General features: G+C 38.9%; 23 protein-coding genes. All 23 read right to left on the bottom strand.

All coding sequences use genetic code 11. The annotated features are described in order from the left end of the window. Window positions 1-10: 10 nt before the first annotated feature. Complete coding sequence (locus MHH60_RS20850) at window positions 11-394, bottom strand: flagellar protein FlaG (RefSeq protein ID WP_076137249.1); 384 nt, start codon at window positions 392-394, stop codon at window positions 11-13. A gap of 135 nt (window positions 395-529) precedes the next feature. Further along, window positions 530-964, bottom strand: coding sequence for a serine O-acetyltransferase (locus tag MHH60_RS20845; protein WP_139330095.1), 435 nt, complete (start codon window positions 962-964; stop codon window positions 530-532). Between the two features lie 281 nt (window positions 965-1,245). Beyond that, complete coding sequence (locus MHH60_RS20840; RefSeq protein ID WP_076137246.1) at window positions 1,246-2,430, bottom strand: class I SAM-dependent methyltransferase; 1,185 nt, start codon at window positions 2,428-2,430, stop codon at window positions 1,246-1,248. Continuing rightward, window positions 2,414-3,349 carry an NAD-dependent epimerase/dehydratase family protein gene (locus tag MHH60_RS20835; protein ID WP_076137244.1) on the bottom strand — a complete coding sequence of 312 codons (936 nt, stop codon included), beginning with the start codon at window positions 3,347-3,349 and terminating at the stop codon, window positions 2,414-2,416. Before MHH60_RS20835 ends, MHH60_RS20840 begins: the two co-directional genes overlap by 17 nt. After that, window positions 3,346-3,882, bottom strand: a complete 537-nt coding sequence (gene rfbC / locus MHH60_RS20830) for a dTDP-4-dehydrorhamnose 3,5-epimerase (protein ID WP_076107021.1) — start codon at window positions 3,880-3,882, stop codon at window positions 3,346-3,348. Before rfbC ends, MHH60_RS20835 begins: the two co-directional genes overlap by 4 nt. Before the next feature lie 123 nt (window positions 3,883-4,005). Then, the gene (locus MHH60_RS20825) at window positions 4,006-5,235 is read right to left on the bottom strand and encodes a class I SAM-dependent methyltransferase (protein WP_076137242.1); all 1,230 of its coding nucleotides are present in this window, start codon (window positions 5,233-5,235) and stop codon (window positions 4,006-4,008) included. 19 nt (window positions 5,236-5,254) lie between these two features. Continuing rightward, entirely contained in the window at window positions 5,255-6,331 is a 1,077-nt protein-coding gene (gene rfbG, locus MHH60_RS20820) for a CDP-glucose 4,6-dehydratase (RefSeq protein ID WP_370511507.1), read from the bottom strand. Then, on the bottom strand, window positions 6,332-7,099 hold the full coding sequence (gene rfbF / locus MHH60_RS20815) for a glucose-1-phosphate cytidylyltransferase (RefSeq protein WP_076107018.1): 768 nt from the start codon (window positions 7,097-7,099) through the stop codon (window positions 6,332-6,334). Window positions 7,100-7,102: 3 nt separating this feature from the next. Then, window positions 7,103-8,719, bottom strand: a complete 1,617-nt coding sequence (locus MHH60_RS20810; protein WP_076137240.1) for a glycosyltransferase — start codon at window positions 8,717-8,719, stop codon at window positions 7,103-7,105. A gap of 31 nt (window positions 8,720-8,750) precedes the next feature. Continuing rightward, on the bottom strand, window positions 8,751-10,637 hold the full coding sequence (locus tag MHH60_RS20805) for a glycosyltransferase family 2 protein (protein ID WP_076137238.1): 1,887 nt from the start codon (window positions 10,635-10,637) through the stop codon (window positions 8,751-8,753). Window positions 10,638-10,728: 91 nt separating this feature from the next. Continuing rightward, window positions 10,729-11,790: a tetratricopeptide repeat-containing glycosyltransferase family 2 protein gene (locus tag MHH60_RS20800; RefSeq protein WP_256715190.1), complete on the bottom strand. Its 1,062-nt coding sequence runs from the start codon at window positions 11,788-11,790 to the stop codon at window positions 10,729-10,731. An 88-nt stretch (window positions 11,791-11,878) separates the two neighbouring features. After that, entirely contained in the window at window positions 11,879-12,691 is an 813-nt protein-coding gene (locus MHH60_RS20795) for a flagellin N-terminal helical domain-containing protein (protein ID WP_076137237.1), read from the bottom strand. 86 nt (window positions 12,692-12,777) lie between these two features. Then, window positions 12,778-13,590: a flagellin N-terminal helical domain-containing protein gene (locus tag MHH60_RS20790; RefSeq protein ID WP_076279137.1), complete on the bottom strand. Its 813-nt coding sequence runs from the start codon at window positions 13,588-13,590 to the stop codon at window positions 12,778-12,780. Window positions 13,591-13,809: 219 nt separating this feature from the next. Next, a complete protein-coding gene (gene csrA / locus MHH60_RS20785) occupies window positions 13,810-14,052 on the bottom strand; it encodes a carbon storage regulator CsrA (RefSeq protein ID WP_076137854.1) in 243 nt (80 codons plus the stop codon). A 1-nt stretch (window position 14,053) separates the two neighbouring features. After that, window positions 14,054-14,509: a flagellar assembly protein FliW gene (gene fliW, locus MHH60_RS20780; protein WP_341161158.1), complete on the bottom strand. Its 456-nt coding sequence runs from the start codon at window positions 14,507-14,509 to the stop codon at window positions 14,054-14,056. 104 nt (window positions 14,510-14,613) lie between these two features. Further along, window positions 14,614-15,180 carry a DUF6470 family protein gene (locus MHH60_RS20775; protein ID WP_081389128.1) on the bottom strand — a complete coding sequence of 189 codons (567 nt, stop codon included), beginning with the start codon at window positions 15,178-15,180 and terminating at the stop codon, window positions 14,614-14,616. A gap of 14 nt (window positions 15,181-15,194) precedes the next feature. Next, window positions 15,195-16,112 carry a flagellar hook-associated protein FlgL gene (gene flgL / locus MHH60_RS20770; RefSeq protein WP_076137859.1) on the bottom strand — a complete coding sequence of 306 codons (918 nt, stop codon included), beginning with the start codon at window positions 16,110-16,112 and terminating at the stop codon, window positions 15,195-15,197. 15 nt (window positions 16,113-16,127) lie between these two features. Then, entirely contained in the window at window positions 16,128-17,711 is a 1,584-nt protein-coding gene (gene flgK, locus MHH60_RS20765; protein ID WP_076106998.1) for a flagellar hook-associated protein FlgK, read from the bottom strand. Between the two features lie 54 nt (window positions 17,712-17,765). After that, window positions 17,766-18,266 carry a flagellar protein FlgN gene (locus tag MHH60_RS20760; protein WP_036678457.1) on the bottom strand — a complete coding sequence of 167 codons (501 nt, stop codon included), beginning with the start codon at window positions 18,264-18,266 and terminating at the stop codon, window positions 17,766-17,768. 12 nt (window positions 18,267-18,278) lie between these two features. Then, complete coding sequence (gene flgM / locus MHH60_RS20755) at window positions 18,279-18,566, bottom strand: flagellar biosynthesis anti-sigma factor FlgM (protein ID WP_036678454.1); 288 nt, start codon at window positions 18,564-18,566, stop codon at window positions 18,279-18,281. 103 nt (window positions 18,567-18,669) lie between these two features. Beyond that, window positions 18,670-19,080, bottom strand: a complete 411-nt coding sequence (locus MHH60_RS20750) for a TIGR03826 family flagellar region protein (RefSeq protein ID WP_038574933.1) — start codon at window positions 19,078-19,080, stop codon at window positions 18,670-18,672. 169 nt (window positions 19,081-19,249) lie between these two features. Next, a complete protein-coding gene (locus MHH60_RS20745; protein WP_232061472.1) occupies window positions 19,250-20,104 on the bottom strand; it encodes a ComF family protein in 855 nt (284 codons plus the stop codon). Next, the coding region (locus MHH60_RS20740) for a helicase-related protein (RefSeq protein WP_341161157.1) at window positions 20,101-21,171 on the bottom strand (1,071 nt) is incomplete at its 5' end. The genes MHH60_RS20740 and MHH60_RS20745, both read right to left, overlap by 4 nt.

The raw sequence follows: 21,171 nt of genomic DNA, 5'->3' as shown, positions 1-21,171 counted from the left end.
CAGCTCCTCTCTATACACGTTCATCAATAAGAATTCCAGCGATTTCCATCATATTAGCTACCAAATCAAGTGTTTTTTCAGGTGGAACCTCACGTATCAGTTCACCTGTTTCTTTATTCATAACTTTTACCATTAAGGCGTGGGTTTTCTCATGAATACTTACTTCCAAGGAGGTCGTTGGCCCTTCTAATGCTTTAACAGCACGAGCAATGTTTCGGAGCAGTTGTTCTTCCCCAATTGGAACCTTAATTCCTTGTCTTTCCATTGTAATTAAGTCCGAGGCACTATTTGCTTTCGTTCTCTCGTTGTTATCTTTCTTATTAGTGGTCTCGTAATTCGGATTACTGTTAGTCCGATCTATCGATTTGGCTGATAGAGAAAACTGGAAATCCATTAGCAAAACCTCCACGAAAATTAGTATTAGTTTATATATCGGTATAAGATCAAAGTTATTGCAGTGGAGTTATGAATTTATTTTTAATAGGTTAACTCTAGATCAATAATCGTGCCTCTTCTATAAACTAGTATGTTATATATCTATTAAAAAATGCTGCTGTGCCCAACATCTTTGTTTAAATTTACATCTAATAGATCCGTCCATTTCTCTATAAACAACCATTCCACTTTCAATGTTCTTTTCATAGACTGATGCACCAATCCCTACTGAAACTCTATCGCCAATTATACAATTACCAACGATTGAGGAATAAGGCAGTAACGATACACCTTTCCCCAGCTTCGGATAGATTCCATTTTGAGCCCCAACCGTACTACCTTGCCCAACGACTAAGAAATCGGAATATTCAGCCTTGCCCAGCACCGTTCCCACAGTGTGAAAGAGCAAAAAAATATTTGGTAAATTCGTATCGTACATACAACTAAATCCATGAAGTGCTTTATTAATATAAAAAATTTTATTAGCTAATGCCGTATTTCCACTTTCTTTCCATACGGTATTCGACAAGAACCAAAGAAAAATAGCGTATTGATCAGAATGCAGATGATTGAGAAATGTAGTACCATTTTTCCTGTAAGACTCCAAAGCTATCTTAGAAAAACAATACTCTGTACGATCTAAGGCAAGATCAAATAGAGAGTTCCCAACTTCTTGAAAATGGACTATTTGTTTGTCTGGAAAAAAATGATTAAGTTGAGATGATGTATACTCTTTAAAGTTATATAAAGGGAGGGATAGTTCTATTAGAATCTCTCCTTTCCATTAACATGTTTTGAAAGGTGAACTTTTCAATCATTCCAAGAGTCAATATTTATTAGCTCTATATTTAAATGCTGCTGTACAATTATCTGTTTAATTTCTTCCAAATAATTAGGATTCATTACAATTACCGTTGATAACTCTTTGTCTTGTAATACGTTAATACCAACTATTTGATGACCTGTTCCAGGTAAATATTTACCTACTTTATTTGGATTCACATCTATTACACAATTAATATACTTCAAATCTGGATCAATTAAATTCAAAAAGGTTACACCTTTGGCACCTGCACCCCAAATCGCAATTTCACCCTTTTCAGAATGCTGAGCGAGACGATCCTGTACTTTCTGCTTCCATTCCCTTTCATGCTGAGAAAACTGCATACTATTTGTTACAATATCCATTATAGATGTGAAATCATCGAATTTCTCACTAGTCTCCACAAGCCTAGCCTCTAACCACATATATTGACCATTAAATAGATGTTCAATATTCACTACTTCAAATCCAGCTAATTCAAATGCTTTAGCTAGAGAACTCTTATTGAAATAAGAACAATGTTCATAGAAAAAATCAAACATTACTTTATTATTAAAAATCCATTCTACACATGGTGTTTCAAAAAAGACTCTAGCATTAGGAGAATGAATTAGTGCCTTTCTAATTGTCTTTAGTAAAACTAGTGGCTCTGAAATATGTTCTATAACATGCCGGCAAATAACAACATCCGCCTTTATATGAACACACTCTTCATCGTACAACCTCTTCTCGAATCTCAAGTTTCCATCTAGCTCCACTTCAGGTCCAATATAACTCGGATCAAATCCATATCCATAATTATTGCCAGCTTCAACTATTTTTCTTAGAAAAATTCCTTTTCCACAACCTACTTCTACAACATTTAAATTTCTTACGCCGTTTTTATTAACAAGGTTAGAAGTAAGTTCATTTAAATACTTTTCAAAATACAACGAATAGGACTGAGTATTCTCATAATCACTACCATAAACAACCTTATCCGAATCAAAAGAGCTATTATAAACAAAACCACAGTCTATACATTGGAGAATGTTTAGATCACCTTTTTCAATCTGCTTTGCGCTCTCTAAGCTATTAATCAATAGATTTTGAAACACTGGTATATTCTCACGAGTTATGATGCTCTTTAGATTTGTTGATTCACATACTGGACAGTTATTTCTCGTCACCATTCTTGCCTCCAAAAAGATAGGATTGCCACCACTCTACGGTTTCATATATTCCTTGTAGTAAAGTGACAGAAGGACTCCAGTCAATATTTTCTCTCAACCGTTCTACGTTAGCCAATACAATTTCCGGTTCATCTACTGAAGCTGGGATTGCATTAAGCTGAATAAGTTCCTTCTTATTTAGAATATCCGCTATATTACTTACAATTTCATGCAATCTAATTGGCTTACCTGAACCAATGTTAATAGGACCACTAATCTCACTATCTAATACATTAACTAACGCTTTTGCAGCGTCCTTAACATACAGATAATCACGAATTTGCTGCCCATGTGTACATTTTGCTTGTTCACCTTTTAATAAGGATAAAATAACAGAAGGAACCAGACGAAGTTCATGTTCCCGAGGGCCATACAAATAAAACACCCGTGCCCATGCACTAGAAACTCCATAATGTTTTTGGTACGACATTAACATATGAAATAATGAATTTTTACTAGATCCGTATATACTATTGTAATTAAGAGGAGTCTCAAGCTCACTGCAAATTCCCTGACTCAAATCATATTCGGCACAGGATCCCACACCTACAATCCTCTTTCCTCCTAAAGAACAAAACATATCAAATAGTGATAAGCTCGCTTTTAGCCATTTAAAATTCGCAGACGAATTCCAGTACTGACCTGGTGTAGTGTCCCATGCAAGATGCAAAAGATGCGTAGGAGAATTTATTAGTGTAAACATCTCCCTCATCTGATCGTCATTGAGTAAATCGACCTTCAGCCAAGTAATTTTATCGGTGTTTTTTTTGTTTACAAGACTTGACGTAATTGCATAGATTTGATCCTCTTTTACTGCCAACTCATTTAGTACATGACTTCCTATAAATCCATTTGCACCAGTTACGATAATTTTTTTCATTGCTTATACCTATCATAATTCAAATCTTTTTCAGAAATTATTCTATCATTTTCTTCTTTCGGCCATACTATATTAAAGTCCGGGTCATTCCATTTTATTCCGCGCGCGTACTCATCTTTATAAACTTGGCCCATCTGATAAAATACTTCAGTATCATCAGATAAAGTTTGAAATCCGTGTGCGAAACCCTTGGGTATATAAAGCATTTTATAATTAGTCTCTGATAATTCTATACCAAACCATTGTTTATAGGTCGGTGAGTTAGGCCTAATATCAACGATAACATCATAAATGGAACCTTTAGTACAGCGAACTAATTTTGTTTCTTCATAAGGAAATGCCTGATAGTGTAAGCCCCTTAAGGTTCCCTTTTTTTTATTATATGAAATATTGCACTGTACAAAAGAGTTTTCCAATCCTCGACTCGCGAATTCTTCATGACACCAAGATCTTGCAAAATGCCCCCGCGAATCAGTTAATAACTGCAATTCTATTAGATAGGATCCAGCTAATGTAGTTTCTGTAAAGTGCATTTAATCTGCCTCCATTTACCCTGTTGCTATACATTTCAATCCCCATCTGGATCTATAGTTATTGAAAGTTTTTCTTCTTCATCATAATATTTCGTATGAATATAACTCCCTGTGATTCCCTGATTATTCAATAATAGACACCTCCGGTACTGGTATGATCCATTTACCGCCCCATTCACGGATAAAAGAGGTCTGTTCCATGATCTCCTCTTTCAAATTCCAAGGTAGAATAAATACATAATCTGGTTTAGTCAACTTCAACTGATCTGGCGAAGAAATAGGAATCCTCGATCCTGGAAGAAAAGCTCCCTGTTTGTATGGACTTCGATCCACTGTATAATCCAAATAGTCACGATCAATACCACAATAATTAATTAAGGTATTTCCTTTAGCTGGGGCACCGTACCCTACAATAGTGCTCCCCTGATTCTTAAGGTCAATAAGAAAACTCATAATCTGTCTCTTTAATTGAACTACCTTTGTATAGAACCCTGTATACGTCTCTACATTTCTCATACCATATACTAATTCTTTTTCCAGCATTTCATAAACAGCCGGACTGATCGCAAGTTCTTTATTTTCTGAATGACATGCATAAATTCTTATAGAACCACCATGAGTCTCCAACTGCTCAACGTCATAGATCGAAAGATTGTGCTTAGCAAAAAGTCGACTAACAGTCGTAAATGAAAAATAGGAATAATGTTCGTGATATATAGTATCAAACTGTTTATGTTCTAAGAGCTGAAGCAAATGAGGAAATTCCATCGTTATAGTCCCTTGGGGCTGTAATAGAATTTGCATTCCTTCGACAAAATCATTTAAGTCAGGAACATGGGCAAGTACATTATTACCGAGCAAGAGATCTGCCATCTTCCCTGCTTCCCTTAGGCTTTTTGCTAATTTAGTTCCGAAAAAATTTATCGAAGTATCGATCCCTTTTTCAATAGCGGATTTCGCAACATTTGCTGCAGGCTCGATCCCTAATACAGAGATCCCTTTTTCCTTAAAATACTGTAATAGATAACCATCGTTACTAGCAATTTCAATTACACGTGTCTCACTTGTATAACGATACCGTTCTATCATTTGTTCAACATAAATGCGGCAATGATTTAACCAACTATCCGAATAGCTGCTGAAATAAGCGTACTCACTAAATATATGTTCTGGAGACTCAAATTCCTCTACCTGAACCAAAAAGCAGTGATCACAAACATAAGTTCTTAATGGATACATGTATTCCATCTGATTTATAGATTTCACATAAGAATTTGCCAAAGGGGAAATCCCCAAATCTAGAAAAGTGGTCTTTAGTTCTGTACCACAAAAACGACATATTCCGGTTGACATTTATTCATATCCCCTTATGTTATGAAAGTCTAGCAGCTTTTATTTTTTCATAGTTACTTATTTGTCTTAACGTTAAATCATTAAGACTATTACTCATATAGTTTGTATACCAATCCATCGTCCATTCAATTGATTGTTTAACAGGCAACTTTATACCCCAATTTAACAGTTTTTCAGCCTTCTCACTATTGAGGACCAGCGTTTTAGCTTCATATGGCTGAGTATCGGATTCATATAACACCTCTAATTTATTCCCAAGATATTTGTTACATTCTTCAATGAGCTGAGCAACAGATATAATTGAGGATTCACCAGGGCCAAAATTCCACGATCCTATATACTTTTCTCCTGATTCCCACATTTTTTGGGCTAACAACAAATACCCATTCAAACAATCCAATACATGCTGCCAAGGTCGGATAGCTTGGGGATATCTGATATTTAATGGTTGTTTATTAGTAATAGAACGAATCATATCTGGAATAATACGATCAGCAGCCCAATCGCCACCACCTATAACATTTCCCGCTCTAGCAGATGACAATAATTTACTAATATTCCTATAGAATGATCTTTCATAGGCGGTTGTAACAATCTCAGAACATGCCTTACTCGCACTATAAGGATCAGAACCACCAACAGGATTATTCTCTATAAACCCCAGTAAAGAGTTACTACTGTTTTCGTAGCATTTATCTGTGGTTACATTAATAACTATTCGGACTGATTCAGTATGCCTAGCTGCTTCTAACAAATGAACCGTACCCATAACATTAGTAGAGAATGTAGCAATTGGCTTAATATATGACTCTCTTACTAAAGGTTGCGCAGCAAGATGGAAGATGATCTCAGGTTGAATCTTTTGAATAAATGATTGTAGCCGTTCGTAATCCAATATATCACCATACATAGAGTCCATATTTTTTGAAACTTGAGCAATTTCATATAAATGTGGCTCACTCACTGGTAAAGAACTACTGTATCCGTAAACGTCAGCTCCTAAATGCTGAAGCCATAACGATAACCAACTACCCTTGAAGCCTGTATGTCCTGTAATAAGTACTCTCTTGGAGTCCCAAAAATTAGTTTGCATCAATTACCACACTTTCCAAGGAGCAGTCCCTGTGTTCCACATTTCTTCTAGCTTGTTCTTATCTCTTAGAGTGTCCATTGGCTGCCAGAATCCCTCATGCATAAAGGCTGATAGTTCTCCAGATTTCGCCAACATCTCCATAGGTTCTTCTTCCCACGTTGTATTATCACCACTTATTAATTCAAAAACCTCTGGTTCAAGGACAAAAAATCCCCCGTTAATCCAGTTTCCATCTCCCATTGGTTTTTCCTGAAATCCTATAATTTCATTTTTCTTAAACTCAAACGCCCCAAACCTTCCCGGTGGCCGAACCGCTGTTACTGTTGAGAGATTTTTTTTATTTTTATGAAATTCTACAAGTTCTAATATATTAACGTCACAAAGACCATCTCCATATGTAAAGCAGAAAGTTTCATCACCAACATACTGTTGGACTTTCTTTAGCCTTCCTCCCGTTAGGGTTTGTTCACCTGTGTCAACTAATGTCACTTTCCAAGATTCCGAGTTATTTTTATGAACTTGCATTTCATTAGTTGTGAAATCGAATGTAACATCCGATGTATGCATATAATAATTCGCAAAAAACTCCTTTATTAAATATCCTTTATAACCCAGGCATATAATAAATTCATTAATTCCATAGCTCGAATATACTTTCATAATATGCCAAAGCATTGGAGCCCCACCAATCTCCACCATTGGCTTGGGCTTAACTACTGTTTCTTCGCTCAATCTTGTGCCTAGCCCACCTGCTAATATAACTGCTTTCACCCGCTAAACATCCCTTCTAAGGATAATCTCCAATTCCACCCCAGAGGAATTGTTTGTAGCTGCCACATTGCAGTAATAGTACGTCATACCAGATATTTGAATACGTTCAATATCCTTACTAATGTTATTTTTGTCGAATTGAGGATGTTTTAAGATTAATGCTAATTGACCTCCGTGATTTAGCTTGGAGCTCAATTGCGCAATGATCAGAGGATGATTATTTAAATTATTTGAATCGTATTCGAAAATGATATAATCAAATTTCTGATTTTTCAGCTCAATATCAATATTTTCAATATCTCCTTGGATGTAGTCATCTGAAACCGTTATGATATCTTGCAGGTATTTATGATCCAAACAATAATTCGTTATACACGTATCAAGTATTCCTTTTTCTCTCAACATATTTTTCAACTGCAATGGGTTACTACCACATCTAGTATTGACTCCTAAAATTGATGCATTAGTACATGACAATTTAACTGAAAATTCTTTAAGCAATCCAATATTCATTACAGCATCTGTCCACGAGTCCAAATTATACTTATCTATAAAAATGTCCCTACTTACATTTAGTGAATTATTATTGACCTGATCATCTCGCACCGTAACAGAGCCAAAGTGATAAGTAAATGTGTCTTTACAATATATCAGCTTATAACCTGCTCTTCGAATACGAAAACTAATATCATCATCAGCAAACTCACCATAATAAAATCTAGGATCATAATAATCAATTTGTTTAAGTAACTCTGTTCTAACCATTAATACACATGGAAGCAGTCTTACTCGTTCTTCCCATTTGCGAGGATCCGAATGGTTGTAACGTTCTGCGAACTGAAGCATTTCTTCAAGGTTATTATATTCACCGTTAATCTGCTGTAGATTACTAATCATACTAGCCCCAGGTGATACATACCCTATCCTCTCGTCAGACTCAATACATATTAATAAATTCTCTAACCAACGAGGAGTGAAAATAAAATCATTACATACACAAGCCGTATATTTACCCTCAGCGACTCTCATACCTTCATTAAAACCGTTAGTAACACCTACATTTTTCATCAAATGAAGCGGCTTGACAGATGGCAATGAATCAAAATATTCCCTAGTCCCATCTGTTGAACCATTGTTAACAAGAATTAACTCATAACTAATGTCTAGTGTATATTTCAATATACTTTCTATACATAATTTAGTGTAATCCAATTTGTTATATGCCAATACAATAATACTTACCAGTGGTTTCTCAGTTAACGAATTGAGATATCTGTTATCTTCGATAAATTGTTCGATTGCATTAATAAGTGCATTATCCCTTGTTACATCTAACGCTTTTTCAAAAAAGTAATTTGATTGGATAAGATTGTTACGCAACTTATAGACATATCCAAGGTTAAAAAGCACATCTATATATTCTGAATCAATAAGTAATCCCTTCAATAACAATTCCTCTGCCTCATGTAGTTTATTCTCAGCTACGGCTATAGCTGCTTTCATCGTGTAGATTTCGACCTCTTTAACCAAATAGCTATTATCTTCAAGCTCTGACATCAACTCTTTAGCTTTATAGAGATCACCACTATGAATATATTCTTGAATTCTCTGAGCTATCATTATTTAATCCCCATTCATTTTTTTGATTAATTTAAGACGCATCCACCCAAGAAACTAAAGGGAATTTTCGTTTAATTTCATTCTTTAAGATATTCATAGCTTTAATATCGCCCTGTTTTTTATAACAGTCATAACAGCGTTCATAAGTATTATAATCAGGTTTCAGATCCATAAGCTTGCTATAGAATAGATGAGCATCATCAATATACCCACTATGTAAACAAAGATCTCCTAGTAACGTGATAGTCTTTATATTGTATGGTTGTTCATCATATAATTTGATTAACATATCAATAGCTACCTCAACAAAACTATATTCTGCAAGGAAAAAGCACAAGTTATATTTAGTTTCAACACTACCTCTATAAAGAAACTCTAATACAACTTGAAAAACATCAAACTCTTGCAAGATTACAAGGTGACGAGAAACTTCAAAAAGCAATTTTTCCACATGAGAGGTTAAGCGGATAGTAGAATTGTCTTCTCTATTAATCAAATTGACTATTGTTTCACTTTCCTTTTTGCTCACATTTAGAAGTGGCCGTACTCTATGAAAAAGAGACAGATCCTGAAGGATTATTGCAAGCAACAGCAAATCTCCTCCTACTTCATCAGGTAGATGTGAAATATTGGACCACTGTATCCGAGCTAACTCATATTTTTTGTTATACTGCGATGCAACAGCACAAATATATGGCTGAGTTTGTAACTTATACTTCGCAATATATTCATTTAAAAGTGGATGTCTTAGTTCATATAGTGTATCAATCAGATTTCGTAAGTCATTAATGTTCTCAACGTTATAGATGAGCTCTAAATTTCGATATACATCATCCGCAGGTATGTTAGCTTTAGAAACTATCTCGAAATATTTTGTGAGTGCAGGTATATGTGTTTTCTTCTCTTCAAGAACTTTGATTACTAACTCATAGCTCTCAGCCAACTTCCTTTGCCGCTCATATACTTCAGCCAGCATAAATCTCGCTTTATAGCCACCTGACCCTTCGTAAACCATAGCCCCTTGTCCCTGATCCCCCATCAAAAGACACTTTCTAAACGATAACTCTGCATCTTTAAGATATCCAGCCTCCATAAATAATTGCCCCTGAGTATAACTCATTTCAGAATCCTCACTATACAAACGTACAGCTTCATTAATAACACTCAAACCATCTTCATACCTATTTAGTTTACCTAGAGTAGATGCAAACAAAGTTAATAGATCGGGGAAATACAAGGTACTTTTACTTAAGGGATAGGCTTTCTTAAAGTAATTCACTGCTTTATGGTATTGACCAAGGCTTAAATATAATTTCCCCATATTAAACAAATTAAAGCCGTTAGGATTTTCTTCAACTTCCCTAATCATGATAGGAAGATTCCGTTGCAGCTTGTCCTTTTCTTCTATGGTTTCATTACTATAACCAGTATGATGAAGAAGTAAATCCACATCATCACCCACAAATTTAAATCTTTCATCAAATATATTTAAATGCTCATGAAGTTGATTTTCAAAGTAGAGGTTTTCATTATTTACGAATAACCTTACGTTATAATGAATAAATGTTTGATCGAATGATAGATAATTTTTAATTTTCAATACATAATAATCGAACCCCGTAACACATACCTTATGAATATCTGAATCTTCGTCAAGGTATTCATCTGCATCCATTACCAGAATATAGTCGCATGAAGATTGCCGAATACTGAAGTTTCTTGCTTCAGCAAAACTTCCTGTCCATTGAAAACTATATATGTTAGAGGTATATCGCTTTGCAATTTCTATTGTATTGTCCTCTGAACCAGTATCTACAATAATAATTTCCTCAACCTTACCAACGACACTATCCAGACATCGGGCAAGTGTTTTCTCCTCGTTCTTCACAATCATGCATAAGGACACTGTTTTCTTCATGACTACCTCTCAGTTCTAGGGATAAAAATTCATACTATTATTATCGGTCGTAACCAAATACATGATAAGTAAAGAAAATGAAATCAGCATATTAACCACTTAGAATTTCAAAACGTTTACGAGCCAACTTATAATTATATTGGGCAGATAACTCGTAATATTTCCTGGCCTTATTCAAATCACCAGTAGTTTCATAAAATACCGCTAAATTATAGGTTGCTAAAAATGTACCTGTTCCTTTTACACTCTCATATTTATCTGTGTCTCCTATAGATAAACATTTTAAATAAGATTTCTCTATTAATGGAAAATATCTCATATATTTATTGATATCACTAAAAACTAGTTCCATGTAAAACAAACCACTGACGAAATAGAAGTCTGGAAAATCGCTTAACAGCCTAGCCTCCCTTTCTATCAGCGCAAGTCCCTCTTCGAAATTACCCACCCCTAACATTGTATACAAACACTCGATTATCAATTGTGGCTTGTACCCGTCTATATCAGTAATTCCACTATAACATCTTGATAGATAGGCCTCAGCATTAATAAAATCCTTTATTATTCTGTACTCTTTACCTAGTTGATAAAGAAGATAATTATCATCAGGATATTGATCTAGCTCAAGTTCAAGCATTTTTATATTTCGTTTGTACTTATCTGACTTGTAATATCCATCATGATAAACATAAATCGGCACATTTTTCCTTGGAAGATCGGAAACAATCTGCTCATGGATTTTTCCTGTGTAGAATAGCCCCTTTGGAAATAACCTAGTAACATTCGCTTCTGACTCTCTTAACTCCCCATCGTAATCAAAACTATTAGTAATTCTGATTCGTCCCAATGAATTATTATTAGTGATAAAATCATCAATTTCTTTCCGTGAAGCTTTAATGATACGATCATCAGCATCCAATACTAAAATCCAATCTCCTTCACACTGTTCCAACGCAAAATTCCTTGCAGCTGAGAAATCATTCACCCATTGAAAATCAAACACTCTCGCTCCATAAGCACTTGCTATTTTCTTGGTATCATCTACAGATCCAGTATCAACTACAACTATCTCATCTACGATTGACCCCACACTCTCAAGGCATCTCCCGAGCTTCTCTGATTCGTTTTTTACAATCATTGCTAAAGTTAGCATAAGAAAAATCCTCCAATCATAAAAAAATTAATAAATAAAATAAAAAAAGACCCTAGTTAAACTAAGGTCCCTCCTAAAACAGTAAAAATTAACGAAGCAATTGAAGAACGCCTTGTGGCTGTTGATTCGCTTGTGCAAGCATAGCTTGTGCGGCTTGGGAAAGAATACTATTCTTCGTTTGAGCCATCATTTCTTTAGCCATATCTACATCGCGAACACGAGATTCAGCTGCAGTGAGGTTTTCAGAAGATGTATTCAAGTTATTAATTGTGTGTTCCAAACGGTTTTGAACAGCACCAAGTTTCGAACGTTCTGTAGAAACTTTAGCGATCGCTGCATCCACAGCTACTAGCTCTGTTTGTGAATTAGCTTTAGTCGTTAGATCACCAACAGTAGTCATTAACGCTGCTGCATCCATGTCACCAAAAGTATAAGATATCTTTTGATTGGCATTAGCACCAACTTGGAAATCAACAGCTGTTGTAGATCCATCCCAAAGTTTTTGAGTATTAAATTCTGTGTCATTTGATATCCGTGTGATTTCGAGTGCCAATGCTTGGTACTCTTCGTTAATCGCTGCACGGTCAGCTGTTACGTTAGTATCATTTGAGGATTGAACAGAAAGTTCACGCATACGTTGAAGAATGGAGTGAGTTTCATTCAATGCACCTTCAGCAGTTTGAATCATGGAGATACCATCTTGAGCATTACGAGATGCTTGATCAAGACCACGGATTTGACCGCGCATTTTCTCCGAGATCGCCAAACCAGCGGCATCGTCACCAGCACGGTTAATACGTAAACCGGAAGAGAGTTTCTCAATGTTCTTGCTAGTGTTACCAGTGTTAATTGATAGTTGGCGGTGAGTATTCAGCGCCGCGATATTGTGGTTGATAATCATTTGAATTTCCTCCTTGGATTTTAACCCTCACATCCATGTGATAGGTGTATATATTATTGGTTAAATCATCTTAACTCAGCTTTAGATTAACGAAGCAATTGAAGAACGCCTTGTGGCTGTTGATTTGCTTGTGCAAGCATAGCTTGTGCAGCTTGGGAAAGAATACTATTCTTTGTTTGCGCCATCATTTCTTTAGCCATATCTACGTCACGAACACGGGATTCAGCTGCAGTGAGGTTCTCAGAAGAGGTATTCAAGTTATTGATAGTATGCTCCAAACGGTTTTGAACAGCACCTAACTTAGAACGTTCTGTAGATACTTTACCAATCGCTATATCAAGATTACCAAGCGCTGTTTGTGATTTAGCTTTATCTGTCAAATCACCTACAGCAACCATCAATGTAGTAGCATCAGCTTTAGAGAAAGTATAGGAGATAGTTTGTGCTTTATTAGCGCCTATTTGGAATTCAACAGCTGTTGTAGATCCATCCCAAAGTTTTTGAGTATTAAATTCTGTGTCATTTGAAATCCGCGTGATTTCGAGTGCCAATGCTTGGTACTCTTCATTAATCGCTGCACGGTCAGCTGTTACGTTAGTATCATTTGAGGATTGAACAGAAAGTTCACGCATACGTTGAAGAATGGAGTGAGTTTCATTCAATGCACCTTCAGCAGTTTGAATCATGGAGATACCGTCTTGAGCATTACGAGATGCTTGATCAAGACCACGGATTTGACCGCGCATTTTCTCCGAGATCGCCAAACCAGCGGCATCGTCACCAGCACGGTTAATACGTAAACCGGAAGAGAGTTTCTCAATGTTCTTGCTAGTGTTACCAGTGTTAATTGATAGTTGGCGGTGAGTATTCAGCGCCGCGATATTGTGGTTGATAATCATTTGAATTTCCTCCTTGAAATATATTAGTTCCACATCCATGTGGTACGCCAAACCGTTAAGGTCGGCCGCCCTGCGGGTTCAGCGTCTAAACTATATATCGACAACATACCATGATCTGTTTAGAGTAATTTAGTAATAATCAATAATTTTTCAGAACTTTTATCCTATACTAAAAAAACGGGTCTGCACATCATGCAGTTTCCCGCTTTTTCGTGAGATTTAAATACTATCTTGGATTCCTCTTAGTCGATCCATGATCACGTTAAGATCAGATGGTGCAGTCGCGACTGATTCACGATTTGCTTCCTGAATAGACAAGTATATCTCTTTGCGGAATACATCAACATGTTTTGGAGCCGAGATACCAACCTTAACAGTATCCCCTTCCACACTTAGAACCGTCAACTCTATCTGATCCTGTATAACGATAGACTCCCCTTTCTTACGGGAAAGCACGAGCATATTATCCACCATCCTTTCCGTCTACAATCAACTTCTCCTGTAACAAGGGATGCTTTGTATGGTATGAAGCACTATGCAAAACAATCTGCTTTCCGGTTTTAGCATCAGGATTTAATACGATAGGTCCCAGCAGATTTATTGTGGATAGTTGAATCTGATCCTTCAGTGTAATAATACAGCGAATCAGTAAACTCGATTGAATCTCCAATTCCTCAGCATCAGCATCAGGAAGTTCAAATTCATAAGATGGGTAAAACAAAAAAGGATCGCCTAGTAGAAACGATAATCCCTTCTCCCTAACCGATTGTAAATACCAAAAGGAAGTATCCTCCATAGTTATCAGTACGAAATCAGTCTCTTCATCGAACCCGGGTATTCCCTTTGAGAAATGAAATAACTGATCTTCATTTACTTCCAATGTACCCCAAGATAATGTCTCTATAATCAAAATGATCACTCCTTAAAAGTATTACTACGTAAAAATTATTCTTTTATTAATAACATTTCAAAAAAAGCAGAAAAGCTATAGAGGCGCTCTCAAGCACATCTATAGCTCAAGAGCTACAATTGAAAATTCACTTCCGGCGGAATAAAATGTATGGAAGCGTATTGCTGCATGTATATATTTAACTTGCCACGAGTGTATTCAATTTCCGGACGATGCCCTTCCACTTGAATGTGAACCTCTGCAGGGTGAAATTCAATTTCCGGATCCCTTGTCTCAAAATGAATATCCACATTATCGTATGATGCTGGTCCTCGAGTCTCAGGAAACGAATTTGGTTCTGTGTCTGTGCCATATACTTCAGCAATCGTATTGCCTGGTTTAAAAAAATGGGCCATTCGATTTCCCTGTTCTACCCTCCTAGCAATTCCCTGAAGATACAACTGCTGTATGCCTGAATAAATCCGCTTGTTCATGTCGGGCAAACTGCCCCCGGTAAAAGCCGCCCAAGCTCTAGATTGGTCTATTAAAAGCTCTGGACGAAAAGATTCAACCGTAAGCTCCGCCGAAGTGGTTGTAATATTCACCTCTGCTTTGGGCTGGGTGATGGATAAGATCCCTAAATCAGCATCCATGCCAATCAAAGCAGGTGTCTGGCGTATTTGTAGTAGCGGTTGTAGCACGATAACCACCTCTGTTATCTAATAAAGTCCACAAGAGTTGTAGATATAATCTTAGCACCGACTGACAAGGACGCGTTATAAATATTCTCCTGAATCTTCGATTGCATGATCAACCCCTCATAATCAGCATCTTCAGTCTTAGCCTGAAGATCTGTTAGGTTGATATTTAAATCACTTAAGCGTTCCTGCATCAATTCTACACGATTAGTTTTTGCTCCAACCTCAGATCGAGCGGATAGAATAGTATTCATCCTTGAATCAATAGTGTTAAGTTGATTGGATATTGCTGAAGTATTACCCGATTTTAAAGCATCTGATATACTATTAATAATAGTAAACAGATTATCCGATTCCCCAGTATTACCAAATATGTCATTACCAGTCATACTAATTGGCATTCGTACATCCTCACCTACAACAAACTGAATCTGACCTGTATCCGTAGTAATCGGCTTAGATACATCATATGTACCATCTGTGCCTTTAGCAAAATCATAAGGTTTAGTGGTATATTGCTCACCATTAAAGATATATTTACCGTTCAATGTGCTGTTACCGATATCGACAAGTTGCTCTTTTAGCTGCATTACTTCTTCATTAATACTATCAAGTGCGGACTGTGGATTACTACCTGTCGCAGCTTGTACAGTCAATTCACGAATCTTTTGAACAACATCTCCAGCTTGACCTAGAACTGTATCATTATAATCTAGCCACGAAAGAGCGCTATCTACATTCTTAGTATATTGTTCGTTAGAGGAAAGCTCCGCACGGTAGCGCAGGGAATACGTGATCCCTACCGGATCATCAGAAGGTTTGTTGATCTTGCGTCCGCTGGAAAGCTGTAGCTGTGTATCGTTCATCGTACGTGCATTACGGTTTAAGTTAAGCAGAAGCTGTGAATTCATCATGTTAGAGGTTACTCTCAACATACGCTATATCTCCTTTTATCTGCCGACTGTGCCGGTGGAATTGATCAATTTGTCGAGCAGTTCATCAAAAGTAGTCATAAAACGCGCTGCGGCACTATAAGCATGCTGGAATACTAGCATATTCGACATTTCTTCATCTAGGGATACACCGCTGACTGATTGACGACGGGAGTTAACTTGCTCTACGAGATAATCTGAGTTATCCGTCTGACGTGCAGCCTCTTGGGATTGAATACCCAACTGACCAACCATAGAGCTAAAAAGCCCACCAACAGTGTTGCTCACACTACCGTCTGGCTTAGTAAATTTACTATCCTTCAGGTTCGTCAATAGAAGTGCCAAGGTGTTATTTCCTTTAACGACTTGCGTATTTCCATTCGCATCAACAGTTGTACGTAATGAAGTTGCAAATAGGTTTACGTCAGCTGCAATTTCGGGATTAAGTTTGATCGTTCCAGCCTCACCTGATGTTACAAAGAAATCGCGTCCGACGCTTCCATCCATCGCGTAACCTAACTTGTGAAGTCCGTTTAACCCTTTGACAATGGTCTTGGCGTCCTCATACATTGTTGCGCCCTTAGGCATGGCCTGACCAGCGGTCAAAGTAACTACGGTACCGTCAGCTTGTGTAATCTTGGCATCGCTAGTCAACACTGTGCCCTCAGGAAGATTGGAGCCAGCTGGCACTGTAATTTCAACGTCACCTGTAGCAATAGTGCTCGCCAAATCATTGAGCTGTTTCTTGTAATCGGCAACATAGGTATTATTGGAAAAAATCATCCCGTAAGCCTCGCCGCCCTTTAAAGTTCCGGAGGCATAAGCATTATTGAGAAACGCGCCATCTACGGTTGCAGTAACTTCTCCACCCTCTACGAGAGGTTGTCCACCCAGAGAAATGTTATAACCTGCCTCCGTCTCTACAACAGTAATATTAGCAATTTTGGAGAGCTTGTCCGCCATCAGGTCGCGTTGATCACGTAGATCGTTCGCATGATCTCCCATACCCTCAATCTTATAAATGGATTTATTTAGATCTGCAATTGCGGTCAGGTAACCCTGAGCTTCTTTTGCCTTAACATCTATATTAGTGGTTAGATCCCGCTCCAGATTATTCAATTGAGTACTCATATAGTTCATAGCATCCGTCAAAGATTGTGCAGTTTGCACTACAATTTTACGGGCTGTTGGATCTTCAGGGTTCTTACTTAGATCCGACCAAGATTTCCAGAAGTTGTCCAGAACTGTACGAATTCCTGTATCCGATGGCTCATTAACGATAGCTTCCAGCTTAGAGAGCGTATCTGCTTGAAGACTCCAGTTGCCGAAAGCAGCGTTCTCGCCACGGTACTGATCATCCAGAAACATTTCTCGAATCCGATCGATAGATGAGAATTCCACCCCTGTACCCATTTGACCTGGAACGGTAGATTTTAACAATCCGTACGCTTCAATAGGTAAAGAGGCTTGCATATTAACACGTTGACGAGTATAACCTTCGGTATTCGCATTAGCGATATTGTGTCCAGTTGTATTAAGAGCTGCGGTCTGAGTAAAAAGGCTGCGTCTCGCCGTCTCTATCGAGTGAAATGTGGATGTCATGCTTCTTACTCCTCCTTATGTTCTGCTCTGGCAGAACACTTCATCAGTACAATTCTAACCTCGTGCATCAAAAATCCCCGACCGATTTACGTTGTTGCCTTTGTCGGACGGACGATGATAAGTGATATCCTGATTTGGTCTTCCGACCAACAGATCCAAAGAATAATCTATAAATGTAAGCGACTGCTCTATCAGCTTCTGATTTAGGTCATTGGCTTCTTTCAGGCGATGCAAAGTACCCGAAAGCTTCTGCTGAATATGCAGCAGTCGTGCCTTGTCTTCAGGGTCAAATATAAGCCTGGACAGCTCCGTTAGATTCAGGTTTAGGTTGGAACGAATACCCACGCCTTGTAAAACGGTATATGCGGCTAATATTCGCTCTTCCTCGAGCTGCCCAATTACCTTCATTAGCTTGGACTCACGGTTAAGGATGTCGATTAACGCATCCACCTTGTTATCCATAATCGTCTGTTTCTTCTCAGCGGCCAGATCCAGCATTTGAACATGCACTCCATCTAGCCGCTCCAATAGTTCTATTAATGTCGTCAATGCCATGGATGTTTTCACCTAATTCTCGGAGGATTGCTTAAAGTAAGGGGCGAGTTTCTCTGCTAGCTTAGATGCATCAACTTGATAGGTACCTGCGGAGACCTGCTGCTTTAGATTGTCGATCTTAAGTGCGCGTTCTGGATCATTCTTGCCAGTGTTTTGTGCTTGCAAGAGTTGAATCGCTTCATCAGAGATCGAAACCTCATCCTTGCGTGTGCTTTTCTTCATTTGTTCCTGCCTTTGCGCTTCCGCGCTGCGTTGATACGGATTAATCGCGTTAATTCGTCCGGTCTCGTTAATTTTCATAACTTCCACCTTCCTTCTAATATAAAAAAGCCGATAATCTTTACTAAGTTTATCGGCGTAGACTGAAACATTCTTTATAGCTGCAAACGTTTTTTTGCAGATTTTATAGGTCACGCAGCTTATCTATGGCACGATATGCACCATCAGATGTCTTTTTAGTAGTATCCTCAGCAGAATTTTCCTTGACAGCATTCGTGAGATCTTTCCTGAGCCGACTACGACAGCTGTCACACATATGGCCATCCCGAATCAGTGTACCACACACTTCGCAAGGGTACATCATATTGGGTGCATTAGCTATAGAAATCCGGCCTTCTCGAATAAAGCGGGTAATCTCTTTAATAGAAATCCCCGTAGCATCGGAGAGCTCCTGAATGTTGGTTCCCTTGTTTTCCCGTAAATAATTCACGCAGATCTCATATTCATGCTCCAGCTCTTTGATACAGGCCTGGCACAACCCCATAAGATTCTTGACAAACAACCGGCCGCACCTTGGACAATTGTCTAGATTCATAACAAGCAGCCGCTCCTCTCCGTACATTCTGTGCAATGCATAATATTCTTATGCTCCTAGATTACATGATTGCAAGGAATTCGTCTATGGGACAGAAGAAACGCTACCAACCGCAACTAATCCTTAATGGAATGGATATAGCTGTTCACAATCATGCATTTTTCGCGTTTTAGGAACGCGCCCAGGTCAGGCTATAGATTTCTGCAGCATAATCATAGTTTGAGACCATTTGTTTTAGAATTTCGGCGCAAGCACGAATCGTGCTTCCCGTTGTATAGATATCATCAACAATAATAATTCGAATAGGACGGCTTATAGGTGAGTTATCTTTCAGCCAATCCTTAAAAGGTGTGGAGACTGCCGGATTCGCTCCAAAAGCATTCTTCATATCTGCCAGTCTCTCCGCACGTCCTTTAAAGCTCTGCTTACCCGTATGATGCGTACGAATTAGTAGCGGTAGCTGTGGAATCTTCCTATGACGAGATAGGACATCGGCCAATCTTTCCGCTTGATTGAAGCCCCGTTCTAGAAGCCTGGAATCACTGACAGGTACCGGAACTAATAAATCAGCTGACCAAAGGTTGTTTTTTATGTACCTCTTATGTTGAATAAGATGAAAAAACGATGCCTTCTGGGATGAAAGAGCCTCCTGCTGCTTTTCCTCCTTTAAGGTTAAATAAGCTCTATCCAGCATGAGTCCAAGCAAAGGGGCATATTGTTCATTCCCGCGATATTTATATTGACCGAGCCATTCTCTCATCTCGTTTGTGTAGGCTACCGCACTCCGGTTACATACAATGGGTGAGGGCTCAGCGCTGCGAGTGCAGTCTGGACAGCCTACATGGCGCCCACATATCAAGCAACGTGGAGCGCGTATCCAAGGAATGGATTCCGCACAATTCTTACAGATACCAGGCAGCTGTGAGGACTGTGGGCTGTGCTTCCCGCAGGTTAGACATTGAGGCACGGAGGGGGTAAGAAGGAAAGACAGAGATTTTCGTAACCCTGTAAGCTTGGTATTCATATAGCCCCACCTTTACGAATATATCCTTGGCGGCGAGCGATGATATTCATAGTACGAATCTGAGCAATCGCTCCACGCTGGGATCGGCTCCACTGAGGGGAGGCAAATACAACATGCCCATCAGGATCGTCTTTAGAACGACCGGCACGGCCTGCCATCTGAACCAAAGAGGCTTCGTCAAAAAGACCACTGTCTGCATCCAAAATAAACACGTCACTGCGTGGTACGGTAACTCCCCGTTCCAGAATCGTAGTAGTTACTAACAAAGAGATGATACGGTTGCGAAAAGCAGTTACCTTTTCTGCCCGAAATGAATCCTTGGACGAGGTGCCTTCAATAACCACGCCAGGAAAGCTCCGACGAAGCAGTACCAACAAGCCTTCGATATGAGCTATGCGAGACACAAACAGAAAAATTTGTGCTTTTCTGTCCAGTGACTTTTGAAGATTTTGTATAAGCGATCTTGGCATACTTCTACGCTTCAGACAGGTTAGAACAGAAGGCATACTCAAATGCTGCGGGATAGGCAAGGGATGACCATGGAAGCGGACAGGCACTCTGGCATGTGGAAGTTTGCCTAACCGGACCAAACGTTGCATTTCTTGTGGTGGCGTAGCTGATAAATAAATGAAAGAGCCGTCCACTTTACAGGCTTGTTCAGCGGCATAGGCCAACATAGGATCATTGTGGTAAGGAAACGCATCCAACTCGTCAATAATTACGAGATCAAAACCTTGATGGAAGCGCAGGAGCTGATGGGTGGTTGCGAGCGTTAAGCGACCGCTCACCCAGCGATCTGCGCTGCCGCCATAAAGTACGGCGATAACCTCCGCCGGAAAAGCCCGGGCGAGCCGCGGCGCGAGCTCAAGTACGACGTCGCGGCGCGGCGTCGCTACCAGCGCCCGCCCTCCGGCGGCGAGCACAGCCTCTAGGAGCGGGAAGATCATCTCCGTCTTCCCCGCTCCCGTCACCGCCCAGAGCAGAAACCGCTCTGGGCATGAAGTTGCGGAGCGCTTGCGCGGCTCCGCCAGAAAACCCAGCGCAGCGCCAGCGGCTCCCGCCTGCGC

Source organism: Paenibacillus sp. FSL H7-0716, assembly GCF_038002705.1.
Lineage (GTDB): Bacteria > Bacillota > Bacilli > Paenibacillales > Paenibacillaceae > Paenibacillus_AQ > Paenibacillus_AQ odorifer.
The sequence above is the reverse complement of the archived record's forward strand: the minus strand, read 5'-3'. Positions and strand labels throughout refer to the sequence as shown.

What these genes read in the sequence shown, in the direction of transcription:
- MHH60_RS20850 (WP_076137249.1), bottom strand. Translation starts at nt 394, where the DNA reads ATGGATTTCCAGTTTTCTCTATCAGCCAAATCGATAGATCGGACTAAC.
- MHH60_RS20840 (WP_076137246.1), bottom strand. Translation starts at nt 2,430, where the DNA reads ATGGTGACGAGAAATAACTGTCCAGTATGTGAATCAACAAATCTAAAG.
- MHH60_RS20835 (WP_076137244.1), bottom strand. Translation starts at nt 3,349, where the DNA reads ATGAAAAAAATTATCGTAACTGGTGCAAATGGATTTATAGGAAGTCAT.
- rfbC (WP_076107021.1), bottom strand. Translation starts at nt 3,882, where the DNA reads ATGCACTTTACAGAAACTACATTAGCTGGATCCTATCTAATAGAATTG.
- MHH60_RS20825 (WP_076137242.1), bottom strand. Translation starts at nt 5,235, where the DNA reads ATGTCAACCGGAATATGTCGTTTTTGTGGTACAGAACTAAAGACCACT.
- MHH60_RS20810 (WP_076137240.1), bottom strand. Translation starts at nt 8,719, where the DNA reads ATGATAGCTCAGAGAATTCAAGAATATATTCATAGTGGTGATCTCTAT.
- MHH60_RS20805 (WP_076137238.1), bottom strand. Translation starts at nt 10,637, where the DNA reads ATGAAGAAAACAGTGTCCTTATGCATGATTGTGAAGAACGAGGAGAAA.
- MHH60_RS20800 (WP_256715190.1), bottom strand. Translation starts at nt 11,790, where the DNA reads ATGCTAACTTTAGCAATGATTGTAAAAAACGAATCAGAGAAGCTCGGG.
- MHH60_RS20795 (WP_076137237.1), bottom strand. Translation starts at nt 12,691, where the DNA reads ATGATTATCAACCACAATATCGCGGCGCTGAATACTCACCGCCAACTA.
- MHH60_RS20790 (WP_076279137.1), bottom strand. Translation starts at nt 13,590, where the DNA reads ATGATTATCAACCACAATATCGCGGCGCTGAATACTCACCGCCAACTA.
- csrA (WP_076137854.1), bottom strand. Translation starts at nt 14,052, where the DNA reads ATGCTCGTGCTTTCCCGTAAGAAAGGGGAGTCTATCGTTATACAGGAT.
- flgL (WP_076137859.1), bottom strand. Translation starts at nt 16,112, where the DNA reads ATGTTGAGAGTAACCTCTAACATGATGAATTCACAGCTTCTGCTTAAC.
- flgK (WP_076106998.1), bottom strand. Translation starts at nt 17,711, where the DNA reads ATGACATCCACATTTCACTCGATAGAGACGGCGAGACGCAGCCTTTTT.
- MHH60_RS20760 (WP_036678457.1), bottom strand. Translation starts at nt 18,266, where the DNA reads ATGGCATTGACGACATTAATAGAACTATTGGAGCGGCTAGATGGAGTG.
- flgM (WP_036678454.1), bottom strand. Translation starts at nt 18,566, where the DNA reads ATGAAAATTAACGAGACCGGACGAATTAACGCGATTAATCCGTATCAA.
- MHH60_RS20750 (WP_038574933.1), bottom strand. Translation starts at nt 19,080, where the DNA reads ATGAATCTAGACAATTGTCCAAGGTGCGGCCGGTTGTTTGTCAAGAAT.
- MHH60_RS20745 (WP_232061472.1), bottom strand. Translation starts at nt 20,104, where the DNA reads ATGAATACCAAGCTTACAGGGTTACGAAAATCTCTGTCTTTCCTTCTT.